We start from the raw sequence: 24,083 nt of genomic DNA on the forward strand, positions 1-24,083 counted from the left end.
GTCAGGGGTGGCGGTGGATGGGGTCGACCCAGTGCACCGTGTCCGGCTTCTCCACCGGCTCGATGTCCAGGTTCACCACCACCGCCTCGCCGCCGCTGCGCACCAGCACGCACTCCAGCGGCTCCTCGGTGTCGGCGTTGATCTCCTGGTGCGGCACGAACGGCGGCACGAAGATGAAGTCACCCGGCTCGGCCTCGGCCACGAACTCCAGCCGCTCGCCCCAGCGCATCCTGGCCCGCCCGCGCAGCACGAAGATCACGCTCTCCAGCTCGCCGTGGTGGTGCGCGCCGGTCTTGGCGTCGGGGTGGATCACCACCGTCCCGGCCCAGATCTTCGCCGCACCGACCCGGGCGGCGGTGATCGCCGCCGCCCGGTCCATCCCCGGTGTCTGCGCGGTGTTCGGGTCGAGCTGATCGCCCCTGATCACCCGCACGCCGTCGTCCCGCCAGTCGCTCACGCCGCGCCCCGCAGCCTGCGGCCGGTGATCGAGCGGTAGTGCGCGGTGATGGTCTCGATCGCGGTGAGCTCGATATCGGGGCCGAGACCGCGGCGGGTGACCAACCGGACGTCGATGGTGCCCATGGCCGGGAACCCGGCCACCTCGGCCAGCCCGTGCGGCACCGCGCCGTGGAAGGGGAGCAGCGCGACGCCGAGCCCGGCCTGCGCGGCGGCGAGCACCCCGTCGAGCGTGCCGGACTCGGCCGTCACGCTGACGCTGTAGCCCTGCTCGGCCAGCCGGTGCACCGCGCGCCTGCGCAGCCCGCACGGCTCCTCGAAGGCCACCAGCGGGATCTGCCCGCCACTCGCCGCGGCCTGCCAGCCCGGCGCCGCCACCCAGCGCAGCGCCAGCTCGCCCACCTCGGCACCGGTCGGCTCGCTGCTACCGCCGAGCACCACCGCCAGGTCGAGCGCGCCCTTGGTCACCGACTCGGTCAGGCTGGTCGAGCGGTCGATGCGGAACCGCAGGTAGACATCGGGGTACGCGGCGCGCAGCACGCCGAGCAGCTCCGGCAGCAGCCCGTCGCCCGCGTGCTCGGTGGAGCCGATGGTGATCCGGCCCGGGTCGGCCGGGACGAAGCGGTCGAGCAGCCGGTCGTGCGCGGCCAGCAGGGTGCGGGCCTCGCCGACGAAACGCTCGCCGTCGGTGGTGAATCGGGAGCCGCGCCCCTCCTTCTGCACCAGCCTGCGCTTCAGCCTGCGCTCCAGCAACCGCACGTGCTGGCTGACCGTCGGCTGGCTCAGGTGCAGCGCGTCGGCCGCCCGCCGGAAACCGCCGGTGTCGGCGATCGCGACCAGTGTTCGGAGATGCACCAGATCCAGCGGGTCCGCCATAACCGTCACTTCACCCCTCGTCGAGAATCCCTGGGCGGTAATCGAACTACATTTTCCGCGTGTTGCGCACCCTTTGAATCGTCACGATCACAAGGGATCCCGGATCTGTCGTCTATTGTTACGAGAGTTGCCGGGCGTATTTCATCCGGACGCGATCGTAATTCCGTTCGATCGGAGTTCCATATCCGCGGGTATCGGCGGTTCCGATCGTTGGTCACCGAAAAGGCTGCACAGCAGCACTTTTCAGCGGATTATGCTGTGCTGTGAGGCAGCTCATACCAGGTTGCCCGCACTTTCTCTGCACCGCACACTTGCGAAAAGTGCCGGTCGAATCGACCGCAATTCCCCCGGATCAGAGGGAGACAATTCAGGTGGCTGATTTTCGTCCGATCGCGGTCGTCGGTGTGGCCTGCAGGCTGCCGGGCGCCGATGACCCCGACCGTTTCTGGGAACTCCTGCGCGCCGCGGCGAATTCCATCGGGCGCCCGTCCCGGCGGCGCGCGGCCGCCGATCCCGGGATCGCGGGGCTGACCGGCGGCTTCCTGGACGAGGTCGACCGCTTCGATGCCGGGCTCTTCGGCATCGCCCCGCGCGCGGCCGCCGCCATGGACCCGCAGCAGCGGCTGCTGCTCGAACTCGCCTGGGAGGCAACCGAAGACGCGCGCATCCCGGTGACCGGGCTGCGCGATACCGAGACCGGGGTCTTCGTCGGCGCCATCGCGAGCGACTACGCCGCGCTGACCCAGCAGGCCGGGGACGGCGCCGTCACCAGGCACACGCTGACCGGGCTGAACCGGGGCGTGCTGGCCAACCGGATCTCGCACGTCCTCGGCCTGCGGGGGGCCAGCCTGGCCGTCGACTCCGCGCAGTCGTCCGGGCTGACGGCGGTGCACGCCGCGTGCGCGAGCATCGCCTGCGGGGAGGTGTCGGCGGCGTTCGTCGGCGCGGTGAACCTGAACCTGACCGCGGCCGGGGCGCTGGCCGCCGAGCGCTTCGGCGGGGTCTCGCCGAGCGGGCGCGCGACCGTCCTCGACGCGGACGGCGACGGCTACGTGCGCGGCGAGGGCGGGGTGGTGCTGCTGCTCGAGCCGCTGGAACGCGCGGTGGCCGAGCGGCGTCGGGTACACGCGGTGATCCGTTCGACCGCCGTCGCGCACGACGGTGCCGCGACGGCGCTGACCGTTCCGGTGCCGGAGGCGCAGGCGGCGGTGATCCGGCGCGCGCACGCCAGGGCCGGGGTGCGACCGGACGAGGTGCGGTACGTCGAGCTGCACGGGACCGGGACGCCGGTCGGGGATCCGGTCGAGGCGGCGGCCATCGCCGCGGTCTTCGGGGCGGCCGGGCCGGTCGCGGTGGGGTCGGTGAAGCCGAATATCGGGCACCTGGAAGGTGCCGCAGGATTGGCGGGGTTGCTGAAAGCGATCCTGGTGGTGCGGAATCGGGAGATTCCGGCGACCCTGGGGCACTCCAGGGCGCATCCGGCGGTGGATCCGACCGCGCTGCGCGTGGTGACGGCGACCGAGCCGTGGCCGGATGTTTCCGGACCCGCCGTGGCGGGGGTGAGTTCGTTCGGCATGGGCGGGACGAACGTGCACGTGGTCGTGGAGTCGGCTCCCAGCGTGGTTCCGGTGCGCGGGGCGGAGTCGTCCGGCGGGGGACATCGAGGTGGCGGAGGAGGCCCCGAGAGCGAGCACGCCTGGCGGCGCGGTGGCAGGCCGAGCTGTGCCGAGCGGTTGGCTGCGGAGCTGCCCGGACGCGCCGAGCAGCGGGCGGAGGGCGTCCGGGGGGTGATCCCGTTCGTCGTGACGGCGGCGTCGGCCGCGGCACTGCCCGCACAGGCCGCGCGGCTGGCGGAGTTCGCGGCCGGGGCCGAGCCGGCCGACATCGCCTCCGCGCTGGTGCGGGACCGGGCGGTGCTCGACGCGCGCGCGGTGGTGCTCGCCGCCGACCCCGCCGAGCTGCGGGGCGGGTTGACCGCGCTGGCGGCGAACGCGGGCGGTCCCGGGGTCGTCACCGGCACGCTGGTGGACGGCTCGGTGGCGGTGCTGTTCGGCGGGCAGGGCAGCCAGCGGGCCGGGGCGGGCGCCGAGCTGTACGCGCGGTTCCCGGTGTTCCGGGCCGCCTTCGACGAGGCGGCCACGCTGCTGGATCGGGAGCTGGACGCCGAGCATGCCATCCGCGACGTGGCCTTCGGCGCGGACGGGCCGATCGACGACACCGAGTACACCCAGCCGGTCGTCTTCGCCGTCGAGACGGCGCTGTACCGGCTGCTGGAATCCTGGGGGATCGGGATCGCCGCGGTCGCGGGGCACTCGATCGGCGGGATCGTGGCCGCGCACGTGGCGGGGGCGCTGTCGCTCGGCGACGCCGCGCGGCTGGTGGCGGCGCGGGCGCGGCTCATGGGTTCGCTGCCGCGCGGCGGGGCCATGGTGGCGGTCGAGGCGACCGAGGCCGAGGTCAGGGCGGTACTGGTCGAGGGGGTGTCGATCGCCGCGGTGAACGCCGAGCGGGCGGTGGTGCTCTCCGGGGCGGAGGAGGCCGTGGCCGCGGTGGCCGGGCGGCTGGCCGCCGTGGGGAGCAGGACCAAGCGGCTCGCGGTGTCGCACGCCTTCCACTCCGCGGCCATGGAGCCGATTCTGAGCGAGTTCGCGGAGGTGGTCGCCGGGCTCCGGTTCCGGGCGCCGACCGGGCCGGTGCTGGTGTCGGATTCGACCGGGGCGGTGCTCACGGATGTCTCCGACCCGGCGTACTGGGTGGCGCACCTGCGCGGCACCGTCCGGTTCGCCGAGGCGATCCGCACGCTGCGTGCGCTCGGGGCGGAGGTGTTCATCGAGGTCGGGGCCGCGCCGGTGCTGACGCCGCAGGCGGCCGGGTTACCGGTGGCGGTCGGGACGCTGCGGCGCGGGCGGGACGAGGCGCGTTCGGTGCTCACCGCCGCCGCGACGGTATTCGCGCACGGTCACGCGGTGGACTGGGCGGCCGTGGTTCCCCCGGCCGGGCCGATCTCGCTGCCGACGTATGCCTTTCAGCGCGAGCGGTACTGGCTCGACACCTTCCTTCCGGCCGCGGCGGACGGTCCGGACGCGGGCGCGCTCGCCGCGCCCGCTGCGATCACCCGTCCGCTCGATTCGATCGGCGTGCCCGATCTGTCCGGTGCGATCGCCGATTCGCTCGGTCGACCCGCTGCGCTCCACGAACCCAGCGAGCCAGGTGCGGACGATGCCCTGGACAGCCGCGTTTCCGTCCCCGCATCCGGACGTGCCGCGTTCCCGACCTCGGTCCCCGACCCCACGACCCTGGTCCGCGCCACCACCGCCGCGGTACTCGGCCACACCGACCCCGCCCGCATCGACCCCCGCCGCACCTACCGCGAACTCGGCCTGGACTCGCTCGGCGCCACCGAGCTCGCCACCGCGCTCACCCGCGCACTCGGCACCAGGGTCGACCCCACCGCCGTCTACGACCACCCCACCCCGGCCGCGCTGGCCGCGCACCTCGCGGGCGCGCACGCCGAACCGGAGCGGACCGCGACCGCCGACCCCGCGGAGCCGCTCGCGATCGTCGCGGTGAGCGGCCGCTACCCGGGCGGCCTCGACACCCCGGAGCAGCTCTGGTCCCTGCTGACCGCGGGCGGCGACGCCGTCACCGACTTCCCCCGCGACCGCGGCTGGGACCCCGCCGACCTGTACGGCCCGGCGGGCGAGCGCCCCGGCGCGGGCTACGCCCGCCGGGGCGGCTTCCTCCGCGCCGCGGGCGACTTCGACGCCGCCTTCTTCGGCATCTCGCCGCGCGAGGCCACCGCCATGGACCCGCAGCAGCGGCTGGTGCTCGAGGCCGCCTGGGAGCTCTTCGAGCGGGCGGGCATCGTCCCGGCCACGCTGGCGGGCTCGCGGACCGCCGTCTACCTGGGTGCGACCCCGCAGGAGTACGGCCCGCGGCTGCACCGGATGCCGGGGGCCGCGGAGGGGTTCGGGCTGACCGGGGTGTCGCCGAGTGTGCTCTCCGGGCGCGTCGCCTACACCTTCGGGCTGGAGGGGCCCGCGCTCACCGTCGACACCGCCTGCTCGTCATCGCTGGTCGCGCTGCACCTGGCGGTGCGGGCGCTGCGCGCGGGGGAGGCGGATCTCGCGGTCGCGGGCGGGGTGACGGTCATGGCCAACCCGGGCATGTTCACCGAGTTCTCCCGGCAGCGCGGGCTGGCCGCGGACGGCAGGTGCAAGGCGTTCGCGGCCGCCGCCGACGGGACCGGCTGGGCGGAGGCGGTGAGCCTGTTGCTGGTCGAACGGCTCTCCGACGCTCGGCGGCGCGGCCACGAGGTGCTCGCCGTCGTCCGCGGTACCGCCGTCAACCACGACGGCGCCTCCAACGGCCTCACCGCGCCCAGCGGGACCGCGCAGCAGCGGGTGATCCGCGCGGCGCTCGCCGATGCCGGCCTCGCCGCGAGCGCGGTGGACGCCGTCGAGGCGCACGGGACCGGCACCGCGCTCGGTGACCCGATCGAGGCGGGGGCGCTGCTCGCCACCTACGGCCGGGATCGGGAGCGGCCGGTGTGGCTGGGGTCGGTGAAGTCGAACATCGGGCACAGCCAGGCGGCGGCGGGCGCCGTCGGGGTGACCAAGATGGTGCTGGCCCTGCGGAACGGGTTGCTCCCCGCCACGCTGCACGTCGACGCGCCGTCCCCGCACGTGGACTGGGAGTCCGGCGCGGTGCGGCTGCTGACCACCGAGCAGCCGTGGGAAGCGGGGGAGCGGCCGCGCCGCGCGGGCATCTCGTCCTTCGGGATCAGCGGGACGAATGCGCACGTCGTCATCGAGGAGGCGCCCCCGGTCCCGGCGCGCGGCGGTGCCGCGCCGCTTGCGGACGGAGTCGACCATGTGCCGTTCGTGCTGTCGGCCAAGTCCGAGGCGGCGCTGCGCGGCCAGGCGGGCAAGCTGGCGGCGAGTACCGCGGAGCCGGGGGCGATCGCCTCCGCCCTGGTCCGACAGCGGACCGTCTTCGACACCCGCGCGGTGGCGTTCGACCTCGAATCGCTCGCCGCCTTCGGGGCGGGCGAGCCCACCCCCGGCATCGTCACCGGAGCCCCGGTGAGCGGTGGGCTCGCCGTCCTGTTCAGCGGCCAGGGCAGCCAGCGCGCGGGCGCGGGCCGCGACCTGTACGACCACTTCCCGGCCTTCCGCAGCGCCTTCGACGCCGCCGCCGACGCCGTGGACCGGGCGGGCACGCTCGCCCACCCGATCCGTGCGGTCGCCTTCGGCGCTGACGGCCCCATCGACGACACCGAATACACCCAGCCGGTGATCTTCGCCGTGCAGACCGCGCTTTTCCGGCTGCTCGAATCCTGGGGTCTCGAGCCGGAGTTCGTGGCCGGGCACTCCATCGGCGGGGTGGTCGCCGCGCACGTGGCCGGGGTGCTCGCCCTGCCGGACGCCGCCCGCTTGGTCGCGGCGCGCGGGCGGCTCATGGGCGCCCTCCCGCGCGGCGGCGCCATGGTCGCCGTCGAGGCGACCGAGCGGGAGGTCGCCGCGGTGGCGCGCGGCGAGTACTCGCTCGCGGCGGTGAACGGGCCGCGTGCCGTCGTGCTCTCCGGCGACGAGGACGCCGTGCTCGAGCTCGCGGCGGCGTTGCGGGCGGCGGGCCACCGCACCAAGCGGCTGACCGTCTCGCACGCCTTCCACTCCGCCCGCATGAACCCGGTGCTCGCCGAGTTCGAGCAGGTGGTGGCCGGGCTGACCTTCCGCGGCGCCGACCGCACCCTCGTCTCCGACAGCACCGGGGCGATCATCGACCCCGCCGAACTCGCCGACCCCAGCTACTGGGTGCGGCACCTGCGCGGCACCGTCCGCTTCGCCGACGCCGTGCGCGCCGCGCACGACGCCGGGGCCCGGATCTTCCTCGAGCTCGGCGCCGAACCGGTGCTCACCCCGCAGGTCCTGCAGACCGTGGACACCGCGGTCGTGGTCGGAACGCTGCGCGCGGGCCGGGACGAGGTGCGCGCCCTGCTCGCCGCCGCCGCCACGGCCTTCACCGCCGGGCACCCGGTCGACTGGGCGGCCGTCGTGCCACCCGCGCCGCGGGTCACGCTGCCCACCTACGCCTTCCAGCGCTCCCGCTACTGGATCGAGGAGCCGGAGGGCACCGAGCCCGCCGCCGACCGCTGGTTCTGGGAGCGGGTCCGCGAGCGCGACAGCGCCGCGCTCGGCACCGCCATCGGCATCGGCGCCGAGCCGCTGGCCGCGCTGCTGCCCGCCCTCGACACCTGGCGGTCCCGGCGCGCGCAGGCCGGTGCCGTCGACTCCTGGACCTACCGGGTCGAGTGGCGCGACGTCCCCGACCCCGCCGCCGTCCCGCGCGGCACCTGGTTGCTGGCCGTCCCCGCCGACGGCGCCGCCGACCCGTGGGCGGCCGCGCTCACCGCCGCGCTCACGACGCACGGCGTCACCGTGCGCACCCTGCGGCTCGAACCGGGTGTCGTGCCGGAGTTCGCCGCCGCCACCGGCCGAACCGGTGCCGGGGCGACGCCGGGACACCGGCTCGCTACGGAAATGGCGTTCGACCCGGACCGGGTCGTCTCCCTCCTTCCGCTCTCCCCGGACATCCCGCTCGCCGACCACGTCGCGCTGGCCCGCGCGGTACCGCGCCCGGACACCCTGCGCGTCCTGACCCCCGACCCCGTGCACACCCCGGTGGCAGCCTGGCACCGCGCCTTCCTCGACGTCCTCGCCATCGAAACCGGTTCGTCCCCGGGAACTCTCCAGCTCCCCGCCGACCCCGCCCACGCCCCCCGGGCCGTGTCCGCACTCGCCGCGCCGGAACCCGACCTCGCGATCACCGAACACGCCACCCGCACCCGCCGCATCGTGCCGACCCTCGCGGGCCCGCCCACACCGTGGCGCCCCACCGGCACCGTCTTGATCACCGGCGGCACCGGCGCGCTCGGCGCCCACGTCGCGCGCCGCCTCGCCGCCAACGGCAGCACCGACCTGCTGCTGCTCAGCCGCCGCGGCCTCGAGGCCCCCGGCGCCGCCGAGCTGGCCGCCGAACTCGGCGCCACCGTCGTGGCCTGCGACATCGGCGACCGCGCTGCCCTGGCCGCCGTGCTGGCCGCCATCCCGCCCGACCGCCCGCTCACCGACGTCGTGCACACCGCCGCCGTCCTCGACGACGCGCTCGTCACCGGGCTGGACCGGGAGCGGATCGACCGGGTGCACCGGGTCAAGGTCGCGGGCGCGCTGCACCTGCACGACCTCACCCGGCACCTGCCGCTGCACTCGTTCGTCCTGTTCTCCTCGATCACCGGCACCGTCGCGGGCCCTGGACAGGGCAACTACGCGCCGGGCAATGCCGTGCTCGACGCGCTCGCCGAGCACCGCCGTGCCCTCGGCCTCCCCGCCACCGCCATCGCCTGGGGCCACTGGGACGGCGACGGCATCGCGGGCGCCGCCGCGGCCGCACAACTCCGCCGCAACGGCCTGCGCCCGATGAACCCGGAGACCGCGCTGGACGCCATGGAACGCGCGGTCGCGGACACCGCACCGCGGCTGATCGTCGCCGACATCGACTGGCCCGCCGCCGACGCCAGGCCCGGCCTGCTCGCCGAACTCCGCCCGGAGCCGGAGCACACCGCACCCCCGAACCTCCCCGACCTGCTCGCGGAGCTCGACCCCGCCGAAACCCGCAGGCACCTCGCACACCTCGTGCGCACCGAGGTCGCCGCCGCACTCGGCCACACCGGCACCACCGCCGTCGACGACGACCGCGGCCTGCGCGACCAGGGCTTCACCTCGCTCACCTCGGTCGAGCTGCGCAACCGGCTGAGCACCGCCACCGGGCTCGACCTGCCCGCCACCCTGGTCTTCGACCACCCCACCGTCGCCGCGCTCACCGACCTGCTCGTGCAGCGCCTCGCCCCGGCCCCGCCGCCGCTGCTCGACACCGTGCTCGCCGACCTGGACCGGATCGGGGAGCTGCTGGCAGGCGACGCGCTCCGGGGCACCGCCCGCGCCACCGCGCTCGACCGGCTGCGCGGGCTCACCGAGGCCGCAGCACCGGCCACCGACCGGACCGCCGCCCTGGCGAGCGCCTCCGACGACGACCTCATCGATTTCATCGGCTCCGAACTCGGCATCTCCTGAACCCCCGAAAGGTCACGCTGTGAACGACGTCGCCTCCGACGACAAGATGCGGCACCTGCTCCGGCGGGTGAGCGCGGAACTCTACAAGACCCGCGAGGAACTGCGCGAGGTCACCGACGCCGCCCGCGAACCCATCGCCATCGTGGCGACCGGGCTGCGGCTGCCCGGCGCCGACACCCCCGAGCAGTTCTGGGAGCTGCTCGCCGCGGGCAGGGACGCGCTGCGCGACTTCCCGACCGACCGCGGCTGGGACACCGCCGCGCTCTACCACCCCGACCCCGCGCACACCGGAACCACCTACACCACCCGCGGCGGCTTCCTGGCCGACGCCGCGGGCTTCGACCCGGACTTCTTCGGCATCTCCCGCCGCGAAGCGCTCGCCATGGACCCGCAGCAGCGGCTGCTCCTGCACACCACCTGGGAGGCGTTCGAACGGGCCGGAATCGACCCGCGCGCGCTGCGCGGCAGCCGCACCGGCGTCTACACCGGGACCAACGGCCAGAGCTACGTCACCGGACCAGGCCCGGTCCCCGCCGCCGTGGAGGGGTACCTGGTGACCGGGACCGCGGCCAGCGTGCTCTCCGGCCGGATCGCCTACACCTTCGGCTTCGAGGGGCCCGCGCTCACCGTCGACACCGCCTGCTCGTCGTCGCTGGTCGCGCTGCACCTGGCGGTGCGGGCGCTGCGCGCGGGCGAGATCGACTTCGCGGTGGCGGGCGGCGCCACCGTGCTCGCCGCGCCGGACATCTTCGTGGAGTTCTCCCGGCAGCGCGGGCTCGCGGTGGACGGGCGGTGCAAGGCCTTCGCGGCGGACGCCGACGGCACCGGCTGGGCCGAGGGCGTCGGGGTGCTGCTGGTGGAGCGGCTCTCCGACGCGCAGCGGCTCGGCCACGAGGTGCTGGCCGTGCTGCGTGGCTCCGCGGTCAACCAGGACGGCGCCTCCAACGGCCTCACCGCGCCGAACGGCCCCGCCCAGCAGCGGGTGATCCGCGCCGCGCTCGCCGACGCCGGGCTGGCGACCGGCGATGTCGACCTGATCGAGGCGCACGGCACCGGCACCGCGCTCGGCGACCCCATCGAGGCCCAGGCGCTGCTGGCCACCTACGGCCGGGACCGGGAGACGCCGGTGTGGCTGGGGTCGGTGAAGTCCAATATCGGCCACACCCAGGCCGCCGCCGGGGTCGCCGGGGTGATCAAGGCGGTGCTGGCGCTGCGGCACGGCGTGCTGCCGCCGACGCTGCACGTGGACGAGCCGTCGCCGCTGGTGGACTGGGAATCCGGGCGGGTCGGGCTGCTCACCGCGGCCAGGGAATGGCCGGTGACCGGACGGCCGCGCCGCGCCGCGGTCTCGGCCTTCGGGGTCTCCGGGACCAATGCGCACGTCGTGCTCGAGCAGGCGCCGGAGACCAGGGCGGCGGAGCCGGTTCCGCTCGCCGGGGTCACGCCGTTCGTGCTCTCGGCCACGACGCCAGCGGCGCTGCGCGGGCAGGCGGCGCGGCTCGCCGCGCACACCGACGACGCCGTTCCGCTCGGCTCGGTGGCGTCCGCGCTGGTCCGGGACCGGGTGCGGTTCGGAACGCGCGCCGTCGTGCTCGCCGCCGAGCACGGCGGGCTGCGGGCCGGACTGGCCGCGGTCGCAGGCGGGACCGCGGCCGCGAGCGTGATCACCGGGCCGGAGCAGCCGGGTACGGGTTCGGTGGCGGTGGTCTTCGGCGGGCAGGGTAGCCAGCGCGCCGGCGCCGGTGCCGAGCTGTACCAGCGGTTTCCGGCGTTCCGCGCGGCCTTCGACGCGGCCGCCGCGCTGCTGGACGCCGAGTCGGCCGCTCCGCACCCGATCCGCGACGTCGCCTTCGGCGCCGCCGGGACCGAGGGGCTGATCGACGCCACCGAGTACACCCAGCCGGTGATCTTCGCGGTGGAGACCGCGCTCTACCGGCTGCTGGAGTCGTGGGGCATCGAGATCGGGGTGGTGGCCGGGCATTCCATCGGCGGCATCGTCGCCGCGCACGTCGCGGGGGCGCTGCCGCTGCCGGATGCCGCCCGGCTGGTCGCGGCACGGGCCCGGCTCATGGGCGCGCTGCCCGCAGGCGGGGCCATGGTGGCGGTCGAGGCGGCCGAGGACGAGGTCCGGGAGCTGTTGGCAGGCACGGGGAGCGACACCGCGTCGGTGGCGGTGGCCGCGGTGAACGGACCGCGCGCGGTGGTGCTCTCCGGTGCCGAGGAGCCGGTGCTCGCGCTGGCCGCGGAGCTGACCGGGGCGGGCAGGCGGACCCGCCGCCTGGCCGTCTCGCACGCGTTCCACTCGCCGCTCATGGATCCCGTGCTGCCCGAATTCGCGGCGGTGGTGGCGGGGCTGACCATCGCCGAGCCGACCGGGCCGGTGCTGGTCTCGGACGCCACCGGCGCGGTGGTCACCGCGGCCGAGCTCGCCGACCCGGCCTACTGGACCGGGCACTTGCGCGGCACCGTCCGGTTCGCGGACGCCGTGCGCACCGCGCGTGCGGCCGGGGCCGGGGTCTTCGTCGAGGTCGGCGCCGGTGCGGTGCTGACCCCGCTGATCGCGGCCACGCTCCCGGACGACGTCGCCGCGGTGGCGACCGTGCGCAAGGGCAGGAACGAGGTCGGCACCGTGCTCGGCGCGGCGGCGACGGTCTTCGCGCACGGTCACGCCGTGGACTGGGCCGCGGTGGTGCCCGAGGCGCCGCGCACCCCGCTGCCCACCTACGCCTTCCGCAGCGAACGATTCTGGGCCACCGTGGAATCCGGGCAGCGCGGTGCGGGCGGGCATCCGCTGCTCGGCGCGGTCGTCGCGCTCGCGGACGGTCAGGGCGCGGTCGGGAGCGGGCAGGTCTCGCTGCGCAGCCATCCCTGGCTGGCCGAGCACGTGGTGGCGGGCGCGGTGTTCGTGCCGGGCACCGCGCTGGTGGAGCTCGCGGTGCACCTCGCCGACACCGTCGGCGCCGACACCGTGGACGAGCTGGTCATCGAGGCGCCGCTGGTGCTGCGGCCGGAGCACGCGGTGGAGCTGCAGGTGCAGGCCCGGCGCACCGGTGACGAGTTCAGCGTCGAGATCCACTCGCGCCCCGCCGACCGGCCCGAGGTCCCGTGGACCAGGCACGCCACCGGAACCCTGCGCGATGCCGGGCGAACCGTCGAATCCGCTGCCGCCGTCGGTGATGTGAACGGATCGTCGGCACCCGCAGGCCTGCCAACGGCGGAGTCCCGGATCGCGGGCCCGTCCGCGCCCGCCGCGCTCGGCTCCGAATCCTGGCCGCCCGCCGGTGCCGCCGCGCTCGACCCGGCCGAGGTGTACGCCCGGCTGCTCGCCGCGGGCCTGGAGTACGGCCCGCTCTTCCGCGGCCTCACCGCGGTGTGGCAGCGCGCCGACACGATCTTCGCCGAGATCACCCTGCCGGACGGCGAACCGGGCGGCTACACCGTGCACCCGGCGCTCTTCGACGCCGCCCTGCACCCGGTCGCGCTGCTCACCGGCGACTTCACCGCCCCGCGCATCCCGTTCGCCTGGAACGGCATCCGGGTGCACGCGAGCGGCGCCACCGCGCTGCGCGTCACCTTCACCGCCGCACCGGACGGGCTGACCGCGCTGACCGCCACCGACCCCGCCGGCCGCCGGGTGCTCACCGTCGACTCGCTCACCCTGCGCGCCGCCACCACCGCTCCTGGCGCCGTCGAGGACCTGTACGAGGTCGGCTGGATCGAGCACCCGCTGCCCGCGGTCACCCCGGTCGGGCACCGCATCCTCGACGCGGCACTGCCGGAGACCCTCGAGGCACTGCGGCAGGCCGAGCAGGACCACCCGCTGATCGTGCTCACGCACACCGCCGTCGGCGTCCTCGACGGCGACCGCCCCGACCTCGCCGCCGCCCCGATCTGGGGGCTGGCCCGCACCGCGCAGACGGAGCAGCCCGGCGCGGTCGTCGTCCTCGACACCGACGACACCCCCGCCTCGGCCGCGGTGCTGAACCACGCCGTCGCCGCCGCTCTGAACGGCGAACCCCAGCTCGCGCTGCGTGCGGGCACCGCTTACCTGCCCCGCCTGACCCGCTCCACCGCCGCCGCAGGCCGGGACTGGAACCCGGACGGCACCGTCCTGATCACCGGCGGCACCGGCGGGCTCGGCGCCGCCCTGGCCAGGCACCTGGTCACCGCGCGCGGCGTCCGCCACCTGCTGCTGGCGGGCAGGCGCGGAACGGCCGCGCCGGGCGCCGCCGAGCTCGCGGCCGAGCTGCGCGCCGCCGGGGCGACGGTCCTCGTGGTCGCGGCCGACGTGTCCGACCGGGAGGCCGTCACCGGGCTGCTCGCCGCGGTCGCCCCGGAGCACCCGCTCACCGCGGTCATCCACACCGCGGGCATCGTGGACGACGGCGTCCTGGCCGCGGTCACCCCGGAGCGGCTGGCCGCGGTGCTCGCCCCCAAGCTCACCGCCGCCGAGCACCTGGACGACCTCACCCGCGGCCACGACCTCGCCGCCTTCGTCCTCTACTCCTCGGTCGCGGGGATCCTCGGCACCGCGGGCCAGGCCGCCTACGCCGCCGCCAACACCGGGCTCGACGCGCTGGCCGCCCGCCGCCGCGCCGACGGCCTGCCCGCCACTTCGCTCGCGTGGGGGCTGTGGGCCGAGACCACCGGCGTCACCGCGCACCTCACCGCCGCCGACCGGGCCCGGCTGGCCCGCCAGGGCGTCCGCGCGCTGGCGACCGGCGAGGGGCTCGCGCTCTTCGACGCCGCCGTCTTCCACCGGGACCGCGCCCTGCTGGTCCCGGCCCCGCTCGCCCTTCCGGGCCCCGCGGACACACCGGTCCTGCGCGCACTGGTCCGGCGGACGAGGGCCAGAGCGGCTACGGCACAGCAGGAATCGGAGTTGGCGGCCCTGACCGCGGTGGACCGCCGCCCGGCCCTGCTGGAGCTGGTCCGCCGGGAGGCCGCGGCCGCGCTGGACCACCCGGACCCGGCGGGCATCCGCGGCGACCGCGGCCTGACCGAGCTCGGCATCGACTCGCTCACCGCCGTCGAGCTGCGCAACCGGCTGGCCGCCGCCACCGGGCTGAAGCTCCCGGCGACGCTCACCTTCGACCACCCCACCCCGGACGCCATCGCCGCCTTCCTGGACGAGTTGCTCGGCGGCAGCAGCGCGGAACGGGCGGTGGCCGCGCAGCGCGGCGCCACCGACGACCCGATCGCCATCGTCGGGGTCGCGCTGCGGCTGCCGGGCGGCATCGCGAGCCCGGAGGCGCTGTGGCGGCTGCTGGAATCCGGCGGCGACGCGGTCGGCGAGTTCCCCGACGACCGCGGCTGGGACCTGGCCGCGCTCTTCGACGCCGACCCGGCCACCGCAGGCACCTCCTACACCAGGCACGGCGGCTTCCTCACCGACGCCGCCGATTTCGACGCCGCCGCCTTCGGCATGGCGCCGCGCGAGGCGCTCGCCACCGACCCGCAGCAGCGGCTGCTGCTGGAGACCTCGTGGGAGGCGCTGGAGCGGGCGGGCATCGACCCGACCTCGCTGCGCGGCAGCCGCACCGGCGTCTTCGCGGGCACCATGTACCACGACTACGCGCCGCACCTCCAGGACGCGCCCGCCGACCTGGAGGGGTACCTGGTGAACGGCAGCGCGGGCAGCATCGCCAGCGGCCGCATCGCCTACACCTTCGGGTTCGAGGGGCCCGCCATCAGCGTCGACACCGCCTGCTCGTCCTCGCTGGTCGCGCTGCACCTGGCGGCGCAGTCGCTGCGCTCGGGGGAGAGCGACCTGGCGCTGGCGGGCGGGGTTGCGGTGATGGCGAGCCCGGCCACCTTCGTCGAGTTCTCCCGGCAGCGCGCGCTCGCCCCGGACGGGCGGTGCAAGGCCTTCGCCGCGGCCGCGGACGGCACCGGCTGGGCCGAGGGGGTGAGCATCCTGGTGCTGGAGCGGCTCTCCGACGCCCGCCGTGCCGGGCACCGGGTGCTCGCGCTGGTCCGCGGCTCCGCGGTGAACCAGGACGGCGCCTCCAGCGGGCTCACCGCGCCCAACGGCCCCGCCCAGCAGCGGGTGATCCGGCAGGCGCTGGCCAATGCCGGGCTCACCGCCGCCGACGTGGACGCCGTCGAGGCGCACGGCACCGGCACCGTGCTCGGCGACCCGATCGAGGCGCAGGCGGTGATCGCCACCTACGGCGCCGACCGCGATCCGGGGCGGCCGCTCTGGCTCGGCTCGCTCAAGTCCAATGTCGGGCACACCCAGGCGGCGGCGGGCGGCGCCGGGATCGCCAAGATGATCCTGGCGCTGCGGAACCGGACCCTGCCGCGCACCCTGCACGTCGACGCGCCGACGCCGCACGTCGACTGGTCGGGCGGGGGTGTCCGGCTGCTCACCGACCCCGTCCCGTGGGAGCCGGGCGACCGCCCGCGCCGCGCGGGCATCTCCTCCTTCGGGGTGAGCGGTACCAACGCGCACGTCATCATCGAGGAGCCGCCCCGCACGCCGGACCCGGTCGCCGCCGACCTCGGCGGACGGCCGCTGCCCTGGGTGCTGTCCGCGCACACCCCGGCGGCGCTGCGCGGGCAGGCGGTCGCGCTCGCGACCTACCTGCGCTCGCGGCCCGACCTCGACCCCGCCGACGTGGCGCGCACCCTCCTGCACGGCAGGGCCGCGCTGACCGAGCGCGCGGTGCTGGTCGGCGACGACGCGGCGCTGCGCGCCGGGCTGGAGGCGCTGGCGGGCGGCGGCGCCCTGCCCGAGCACGCCGCGCGCGGCAGCGCCGACGTGGCCGGGCGCACCGTCTTCGTCTTCCCCGGCCAGGGCGGCCAGTGGCGCGGCATGGCCCGGGAGCTGCACGCCACCGCCCCGGTCTTCGCCGCCCGGCTCACCGAGTGCGCCGAGGCGCTGGCCCCGCTCGTGGACTGGGAGCCACTGCCGGTGCTGCTCGGCACCGCCGAGATCGACGCCGAGCGGGTCGACGTGGTGCAGCCCGCGCTGTGGGCGGTCATGGTGGCGCTCGCCGCGCTGTGGCGCGCGCACGGCGTCGAGCCGGACGCCGTGGTCGGGCACTCGCAGGGCGAGATCGCCGCCGCCGTGGTGGCGGGCGCGCTCTCGGTGGCGGACGGCGCCCGCGTGGTCGCGCTGCGCAGCCGCGCCATCGCCGCGAGCGCGGGCCCCGGCGCCATGGCCGCGGTGCAGCTCCCCGCCGCCGCGGCGGCCGAGCTCATCGAGCCGTGGGCGGACCGGGTCGCGCTCGCCGTGGTCAACTCACCCACCTCGGTGGTGCTCTCCGGCGAGATCGCCGCCGTCGAGCAGATCCTGGCCCGGCTGGACGCCGACGGCATCCGCAACCGCAGGGTCGCCGTCGACTACGCCTCGCACTCGCCGACCATGGACGCGCTGCGCGCCGAGCTCGGCACCGCGCTGGCCCCGGTGCGGCCGGTGGAGTCGGCGATCCCGCTGCTCTCCACGGTCACCGCCGACTGGGTCGACGGCACCGCGCTCACCGGCGAGCACTGGTTCGACAACCTGCGCGGCACGGTCCGCTTCGAGGAGGCCACCCGCGCCCTGGTCGAGGCGGGGTACCGGGCATTCGTGGAGATCGGCCCGCACCCGGTGCTCACCGCCACCATCGAGGAGACCCTGGAGGCGGCGGGCGCCCCCGCCGCCGCGGTCGTCGGCACCCTGCGCCGCGACGACGGCGGCCTGGCCCGCTTCACCACCGCGCTGGCCGCCGCGCACACCAGGGGCATCGCGGTGGACTGGGGCATCCCACCCGGCGCGCGGACCGAGCTGCCCACCTACGCCTTCCAGCGCACCCGCTACTGGATCGACGCCGACCGCTCCGGTGCCCGCAGGGACGAGCACGCCCCGCGCGCCGCCGCGGCCGAACCGGCGGCCCCGATCGTCCTCGACCGCTTCACCGGGCTGGACACCCCGGCCCGCCGCGCCGCCGTCCTCACCCTGGTCCGGGACGAGACCGCCGCCGTCCTCAAACACCCCAGCGGGGACGCGGTCGCGGTCTCCCGCGCCTTCCGCGACCTCGGCCTGGACTCGCTCACCGCGGTCGACCTGCGCAACCGGCTGCGCGCCGCCACCGGGCTGGCGCTGCCCGCCACGCTCATCTTCGACCACCCCTCCCCGGAGGCGGTCGCCGAATTCGTGGTCGCCGCCCTGCCGGACGGCGGGGAACCGGAGCCGCGCGACGCCGAATCCGCGCTTCGCCTCCTCGAAACCGCGCTGACCACGGTGAACGGCGAGGCGGGTGCGGTCGCGGAGCGGCTGCGCAGCCTCGCGGACCGGCTCGACGGCGACAGCGGCCCGGCCGCCGCCGACCTCGACTCGGCCACCGACGACGAACTGTTCGACCTGGTAGACAGGACCTGACGCATGGCAACCGAAGCCAAACTCCGCGATTACCTCAAGCGCTCCATCGCCAAGGAGCAGAAGCTGCAGCAGCGCCTCGACGACCTGCAGGCCCGATCGCGGGAGCCGATCGCGATCGTCGGCACCGCCTGCCTGCTGCCCGGCGGCATCGAGACGCCGGAGCAGCTGTGGGAGCTGGTGACCGCGGGCGGCGACGCCGTCGGCGAGTTCCCGGCCGACCGCGGCTGGGACCTGGCCGCGCTCTACGACCCCGACCCCGACCGCCCCGGCACCTCCTACACCAGGCACGGCGGTTTCCTCACCGGGGTCGCCGAATTCGACCCGGACTTCTTCGGCATCTCGCACCGCGAGGCGCTCGCCATGGACCCGCAGCAGCGGCTGCTGCTCCGCACCACCTGGGAGGCGTTCGAGCGCGCCGGGCTGGACCCGCACGCGTTCGGCGGCAGCCGGACCGGTGTCTACGCCGGGCTGGCCGGGCACGACTACGGCTCCCGGCTGGACCCGATCCCGGAGGAGCTGGAGGGGTACCTGGCGATCAACAACCTGGGCAGCGTGGTCTCCGGGCGGATCGCCTACACCTTCGGCTTCGAGGGGCCCGCGGTCACCGTGGACACCGCCTGCTCGTCCTCGCTGGTCGCGGTGCACCTGGCGGTGCGGGCGCTGCGCTCCGGCGAGGTCGACCTCGCGGTGGCGGGCGGGGCGTCGGTGATGGCGACGCCGATCGGGTTCACCGAGTTCTCCCGGCAGCGCGGGCTCGCCCCCGACGGCCGGTGCAAGGCCTTCGCCGCGGGCGCGGACGGCACCGGCTGGGCCGAAGGGGTCGGAACCGTGCTACTGGAACGGCTCTCGGACGCGCAGCGGCTCGGGCACCCGGTGCTCGCGGTGATCAGGGGGAGCGCGGTGAACCAGGACGGGGCGTCCAACGGGCTCACCGCGCCCAACGGGCCCGCGCAGCAGCGGGTGATCCTGGCGGCGCTCGGCGATGCCGGGCTCGGCGTCGGCGAGGTGGACGCGGTGGAGGCGCACGGCACCGGCACCGTGCTCGGCGACCCGATCGAGGCGCAGGCGCTGCTCGCCACCTACGGCTCGCGCGACGGGGGTGAGCCGCTGTACCTGGGATCGCTCAAGTCCAACATCGGGCACGCGCAGGCCGCCGCAGGCGTCGCCGGGGTGGTCAAGCTGGTGCAGGCGCTGCGGCACGGGTGGCTGCCCGCCTCGCTGCACCTGGACGCGCCGTCCCCGCTCGTCGACTGGGACTCGGGGCACCTCGCGCTGCTCACCGAGGCGCGTCCCTGGCCGGAGAGCGGCCGCCCACGCCGCGCCGGCATCTCCGCCTTCGGCGTCTCCGGCACGAATGCGCACGTCGTCCTGGAACAGGCTCCGTCAGTGTCCGACACGGCAGCCGCATCCGCGCCTGCCACGCCTGCCGCGGTCGGCGGTGCGCGCGCTGCGGTCGACGCTGCGGCAGCAGCAGCTGTCGGACAGCGGGACGCCGGCACGACGCCCGCTGTCGTACCCAGCACCGCGGACCCCGCATCCACGACCACCGACGGCGCTCCGGCCATGGAAATCCCCTTCGTGCTGTCCGGGGTCGGGCGGGTGGGGCTGGCCGCCCAGGCCGCCCGGCTGGCCGAGTTCGCCGCCACGGGCGCCGACCTGGACGACATCGCGTCCACCCTGCTCCGGCACCGGGTCGAGCTCGACACCAGGGCCGTGGTCCTGGCCGGCGACCGGGAAACGCTGGTAGCCGGGCTCACCGCGATAGCGGAAGACCGCCCCGCGCCCGGCGCGATCACCTCGGCATCGCGTGCGGGCAGCGGCCTGGCCGCCGTCTTCGCCGGACAGGGCAGCCAGCGCGCGGGCGCGGGCCGCGAGCTCTACGAACGCTTCCCGGAGTTCCGCGCCTCCTTCGACGAGACCGTCGCCCTGCTCGACCGCTACCTGGCCCCGGTCGCCGAGCACTCGGTACGGGACGTCGCCTTCGGCGCCCCCGGCACCGAGGGGCTGATCGACTCGACGGTCTACACCCAGGCCGTGATCTTCGCGGTCGAGACCGCGCTGTACCGCCTGCTCCGCGCGTGGGGCCTGCGCTTCCACACCGTCGCGGGCCACTCCATCGGCGGCATCGTGGCCGCGCACGTCTCCGGCGCGCTCTCCCTGGCCGACGCCGCCCGCCTGGTCGCCGCCCGCGGCAGGCTCATGGGTGAGCTGCCGCCCGGCGGCGCCATGGTCGCCGTCGAGGCCACCGAGGACGAGGTGCTGCCCGCCATCGACCGGCACCCGGACCGCGCCGAGGTCGCCGTCGCCGCGGTGAACGGCCCGCGCGCGGTCGTGCTCTCCGGCGCCGAGGTCCCGGTGCTCGCCGTCGCCGCTGAGCTGGCCGAGCGGGGCCGCCGCAGCAGGCGGCTCAGGGTCTCGCACGCCTTCCACTCCCCGCTCATGGAGCCGGTGCTCGCCGACTTCGAGAAGGTCGTGGCCGAGCTGGTCTTCACCGAACCCACCGAGGCCGCCCTGGTCTCGGACTCGACCGGCGCCGTGCTCACCGCCGCCGACCTGGCGGGCCCCGGCTACTGGGTGCGGCACCTGCGCGGCACCGTCCGCTTCGCCGACGTCGTGCGCACCCTGCGCGAACAGGGCGCGGGGACCGTCCTCGAGCTCGGCGCCGACGCCGTCCTCGCCCCGCTGCTCCGCGCCGACGACACCGTCGTCGCGCCGGTCCTGCGCCGCGGCCGCGGTGAGATCGGCACCGTGCTCACCGCCGCGGCCACCGCCTTCGCCCAGGGACACCCGGTGGACTGGACCGCCCTGGTCCCGGAGCGGCCGCGCATCCCGCTGCCCACCTACGCCTTCCAGCGCACCCGCTTCTGGGCGGAGCCGGAGGTGGGTCGGGCGGGCGGGGCCGTGCCCGGCATCGACCACCCGCTGCTCACCGGCGCGGTTGCCATCGCCACCGGGGACGGCGTGCTGCTCACCGGGCAGGTGTCGCTGCGCAGCCACCCGTGGCTCGCCGATCACGCGGTGCTCGGCACCGTTATCGTGCCCGGCACCGCGCTGCTCGAACTCGCCGCGCGGGCAGGCACCGAGACCGGGGTCGACGGGGTGGCCGAACTGCTGGTGGAGGCGCCGCTGGTGCTCGGCGACGACCCGGTCGACCTGCAGGTCACCGTGGTCGGCGCCGAGGTGCAGATCCACTCCCGCCCGGCAGGCGGGGCGTGGATCAGGCACGCCACCGCGCTGCTCGGCGCCGAGCCCGGCGAGCCGCTCCCCGACCTGCGCAGCTGGCCGCCCGCCGACGCCACCGAGGTCGACGTCACCGGTATCTACCCGGAGCTGCTCGGCACCGGGCTCGCCTACGGCCCCGCCTTCCAGGGGCTGCGCCGGGCCTGGGAGCGCGCGGGCGAACTCTTCGTCGAGGTGGAGCTCCCGGAGCCGGAGCGCGCCCGCGCGGCCGCCTTCGCCGTGCACCCCGCGCTGCTGGACGCCGCCGTGCACCTGCCCGCGCTGCGCGCGCTCGCCGACATCCCGCCCGGGGCGAACCGGCTCCCGTTCGCCTGGAACGGGGTCCGCGTGCACGGCACCGGCGCCGCCGCCCTGCGCGTCCGGATCGCCGACATCGCCCCGGACACCGTCGCGCTGCACGCCACCGACCCCGCAGGCGCCCCGGTCCTCACCATCGACAGCCTGGTCGCCCGCCGCGTCTCCGCCGCCCAGCTGCGCTCCGCGCGTTCGGAACTCCGCGACGCCCTGTACGAGCCGGTCTGGGTGCCCGCCCCGCCCGCGCCCGCCGCACCCGGACACTTCCTGGTGCTGGGCGAGGGCGAGACCGCCGCCCGGCTTCGCGCCCTCGGCCACCGCGCCGACGAGGTCGCGGGCCCGGCCGCCGCCGTCGAACACGGCACGGCGACCGCCGCCGTCCTCACCGCGACCTCGCTCGACGATGCCATCCCCCTTCTCCGCGAATGGCTCGCCGAGCCCGCACTCGAATCCGTCCCTCTCATCGTCGCCACCCGCGCCGCCATCGCCACCACGGCGCGGCCTGCCGCAGCCGCGCAGGTGGCCGCCCCCGCTTCGATCGAACCGGCCGCGGCCGCTCTCTGGGGACTCGCCCGCTCCCTGCAGGCCGAACAGCCCGGGCGCCTGATCCTCACCGACCTGGACGGCACCGATGAATCACTCGCCGCCCTCGCGGCGCTCCCCACATTGGCTACCGCGGATGACCCGCAGACCACCATCCGCGACGGCGACATCCTCGTTCCGCGCCTGCACCGCTGGGCACCGGACACCGACGCGGCGCCCTGGAACCCGGAGGGCACCGTCCTCGTCACCGGCGCGTTCGGTGGTGTCGGCGCCGCGATCACCAGGCACCTGGTCACCGCGCACGGCGTGCGGCACCTGCTGCTGCTCGGCCGCCGCGGCACCACCACCCCGGGCGCACCGGAGCTGATCGCCGACCTGGAGGCCGCAGGCGCCACCGTCCGGGTGCGTGCCACCGACCTCGCGGACCGGAGCGACATCACTGCCGCCCTCGCGGACATCCCGCCCGCACACCCGCTCACCGCGGTGGTGCACGCCGCGGGCGTGGTCGACGACGCGCTCTTCGCCGACCTCACCCCGGACCGCATCGCCACCGTGCGCGCCGCCAAGGCCGAGGGCGCCCGGCACCTGCACGAGCTCACCGCGGAGCACGGGACGCTCACCCGCTTCGTCCTCTTCTCCTCGATCTCCGCCCTGCTCGGCGGGCCCGGCCAGAGCGCCTACACGGCGGCCAACGCCGAGCTCGACGCCATCGCCACCGCCCGCCGCGCGGCAGGGCTGCCCGCGACCGCGATCTCCTGGGGCCTGTGGGAGCAGCCGGGCGGCACCACCGCCCACCTGACCCCCGCCGACCGCGCCCGCATCGCCCGCGGCGGCCTCCGCGCGCTCCCCACCGACCTGGCCACCGCGCTCTTCGACGCCGCCACCGCGGGCGACCTCCCGGTCGTGGTCGCCGCCCGCTTCGACACCGCAGCGCTCACCAGGCGCGCCGAAACCGACGCCGTGCCACCGATACTGCGCACCCTCACCGGCACCCGCCGCGTCACCCGGCGCCCGGTCCTCGACGAACTCGCCGGACTCGACCCCGACGCCAGGCACCGCGCCCTGCTCCACCTGGTCCGCTCCGAAACCGGCACCGCGCTGGCGCACCCCGACCCCGCCGCCATCGACCCCGAGCGCGCCCTGGTCGAACTCGGCCTCGACTCGCTCAGCGCGGTCGAGCTGCGCAACGGCCTGAGCCGCGCCACCGGCCTGCGCCTGCCCGCGACCCTCACCTTCGACCACCCCACCCCGGAGGCGATCGCCGCCTTCCTCGCCGGCCAGGTCGAGACGCCTGCCGCCCCGGCACCGGCGGCGCCGACCGGCCTGGCCGCACTGCACCGCCGCATCCACGAGAGCGGCAAGCACGCCGAGGCGGCCCAGCTGCTGATCGCGGCCTCGCACGCCCGCGCCACCTTCCCGGCGGCCGAGCGCGGCCGCCACGCCGTCGAGCCCGTCCGGCTCGCCACCGGCCCGGCCCCGACCGCCGTGGTCGCGTTCCCCGCGCTGAGCGCCATCTCCGGCCCGCACGAGTACGCGCGGGTGGCGCAGGAGTTCCGCGGCGAGCGCGACTTCGTCGTGGTGCCGTGGCCCGGCTTCACCGCGGGCAGCGACGACCTGCCGGACTCCATCGAGACCCTGGTCCGACTCGGCGTCGACGGGCTGCGCGCCGCGCTCCCGCCGGACCGCCCGTTCGTGGTGCTCGGCCGCTCCATGGGCGGCTGTGCCGCGCACGCGGTCGCCGCCGCCCTGGAGGCGGAGGGGGTGCGGCCGCGGGGCCTGCTGCTGGTGGACAGCTACCCGATCGACGCCGCCGCCCAGCCGGGCATGGAGTGGTGGGTCGGCTCGATGATCGGCGGCATGCTGGAGCGGGTCGACCGCTTCGACCTCGCGGTGCAGGACGACCGGCTCACCACCATGGGCAGCTACAACCGCATCTTCGCCGATTGGCGCCCCGGGCCGATCGCGACCCCGATCCACCTGCTGCGCGCCGAGAACGCGCTGCCGGGCACCACCGTCGGCGGCGAACGGGACTGGCGCGCCTACTGGCCGGTGCCGCACGGGACCGCCGACATCCCCGGCGACCACTTCACCGCACTGGAGGAGCACGGCCCCACCACCGCCGCCGCCGTGCGGGAGTGGCTGCGGCAGCTGGAGTCCTGAGGAACGCCGAAGGGGGG

4 protein-coding genes and 2 pseudogenes are annotated in these 24,083 nt (G+C 76.1%); 4 read left to right on the forward strand and 2 right to left on the reverse strand.

What is annotated here, in order from left to right; translation table 11 throughout:
• Window position 1: 1 nt before the first annotated feature.
• Both ACFUUZ_RS23030 and ACFUUZ_RS23035 read right to left on the reverse strand, forming a co-directional pair.
• The gene (locus ACFUUZ_RS23030) at window positions 2–457 is read right to left on the reverse strand and encodes a cupin domain-containing protein (RefSeq protein ID WP_378699433.1); all 456 of its coding nucleotides are present in this window, start codon (window positions 455–457) and stop codon (window positions 2–4) included.
• On the reverse strand, window positions 454–1,332 hold the full coding sequence (locus ACFUUZ_RS23035) for a LysR family transcriptional regulator (protein ID WP_378699439.1): 879 nt from the start codon (window positions 1,330–1,332) through the stop codon (window positions 454–456). Before ACFUUZ_RS23035 ends, ACFUUZ_RS23030 begins: the two co-directional genes overlap by 4 nt.
• Window positions 1,333–1,703: 371 nt before the next feature.
• On the opposite strand from ACFUUZ_RS23035, the pseudogene ACFUUZ_RS23040 reads away from it, so the two are divergent.
• The 4 genes and pseudogenes from ACFUUZ_RS23040 to ACFUUZ_RS23055 form a co-directional block, all read left to right on the forward strand.
• Window positions 1,704–4,181, forward strand: a pseudogene (locus tag ACFUUZ_RS23040) (type I polyketide synthase); the annotation flags it as partial.
• Between the two features lie 447 nt (window positions 4,182–4,628).
• Window positions 4,629–9,464, forward strand: a pseudogene (locus ACFUUZ_RS23045) (type I polyketide synthase); the annotation flags it as partial.
• 46 nt (window positions 9,465–9,510) lie between these two features.
• Window positions 9,511–17,829 (forward strand): SDR family NAD(P)-dependent oxidoreductase, encoded by an 8,319-nt coding sequence (locus tag ACFUUZ_RS23050; protein WP_378699441.1) that lies wholly within the window; start codon window positions 9,511–9,513, stop codon window positions 17,827–17,829.
• 3 nt (window positions 17,830–17,832) lie between these two features.
• Window positions 17,833–24,066: a type I polyketide synthase gene (locus ACFUUZ_RS23055; protein ID WP_378699435.1), complete on the forward strand. Its 6,234-nt coding sequence runs from the start codon at window positions 17,833–17,835 to the stop codon at window positions 24,064–24,066.
• Window positions 24,067–24,083: the final 17 nt, after the last annotated feature.

Source organism: Nocardia sp. NPDC057353 (assembly GCF_042667085.1).
Taxonomy (GTDB): domain Bacteria; phylum Actinomycetota; class Actinomycetes; order Mycobacteriales; family Mycobacteriaceae; genus Nocardia.

What these genes read in the sequence shown, in the direction of transcription:
- ACFUUZ_RS23035 (WP_378699439.1), bottom strand. Translation starts at nt 1,332, where the DNA reads ATGGCGGACCCGCTGGATCTGGTGCATCTCCGAACACTGGTCGCGATC.
- ACFUUZ_RS23050 (WP_378699441.1), top strand. Translation starts at nt 9,511, where the DNA reads ATGCGGCACCTGCTCCGGCGGGTGAGCGCGGAACTCTACAAGACCCGC.
- ACFUUZ_RS23055 (WP_378699435.1), top strand. Translation starts at nt 17,833, where the DNA reads ATGGCAACCGAAGCCAAACTCCGCGATTACCTCAAGCGCTCCATCGCC.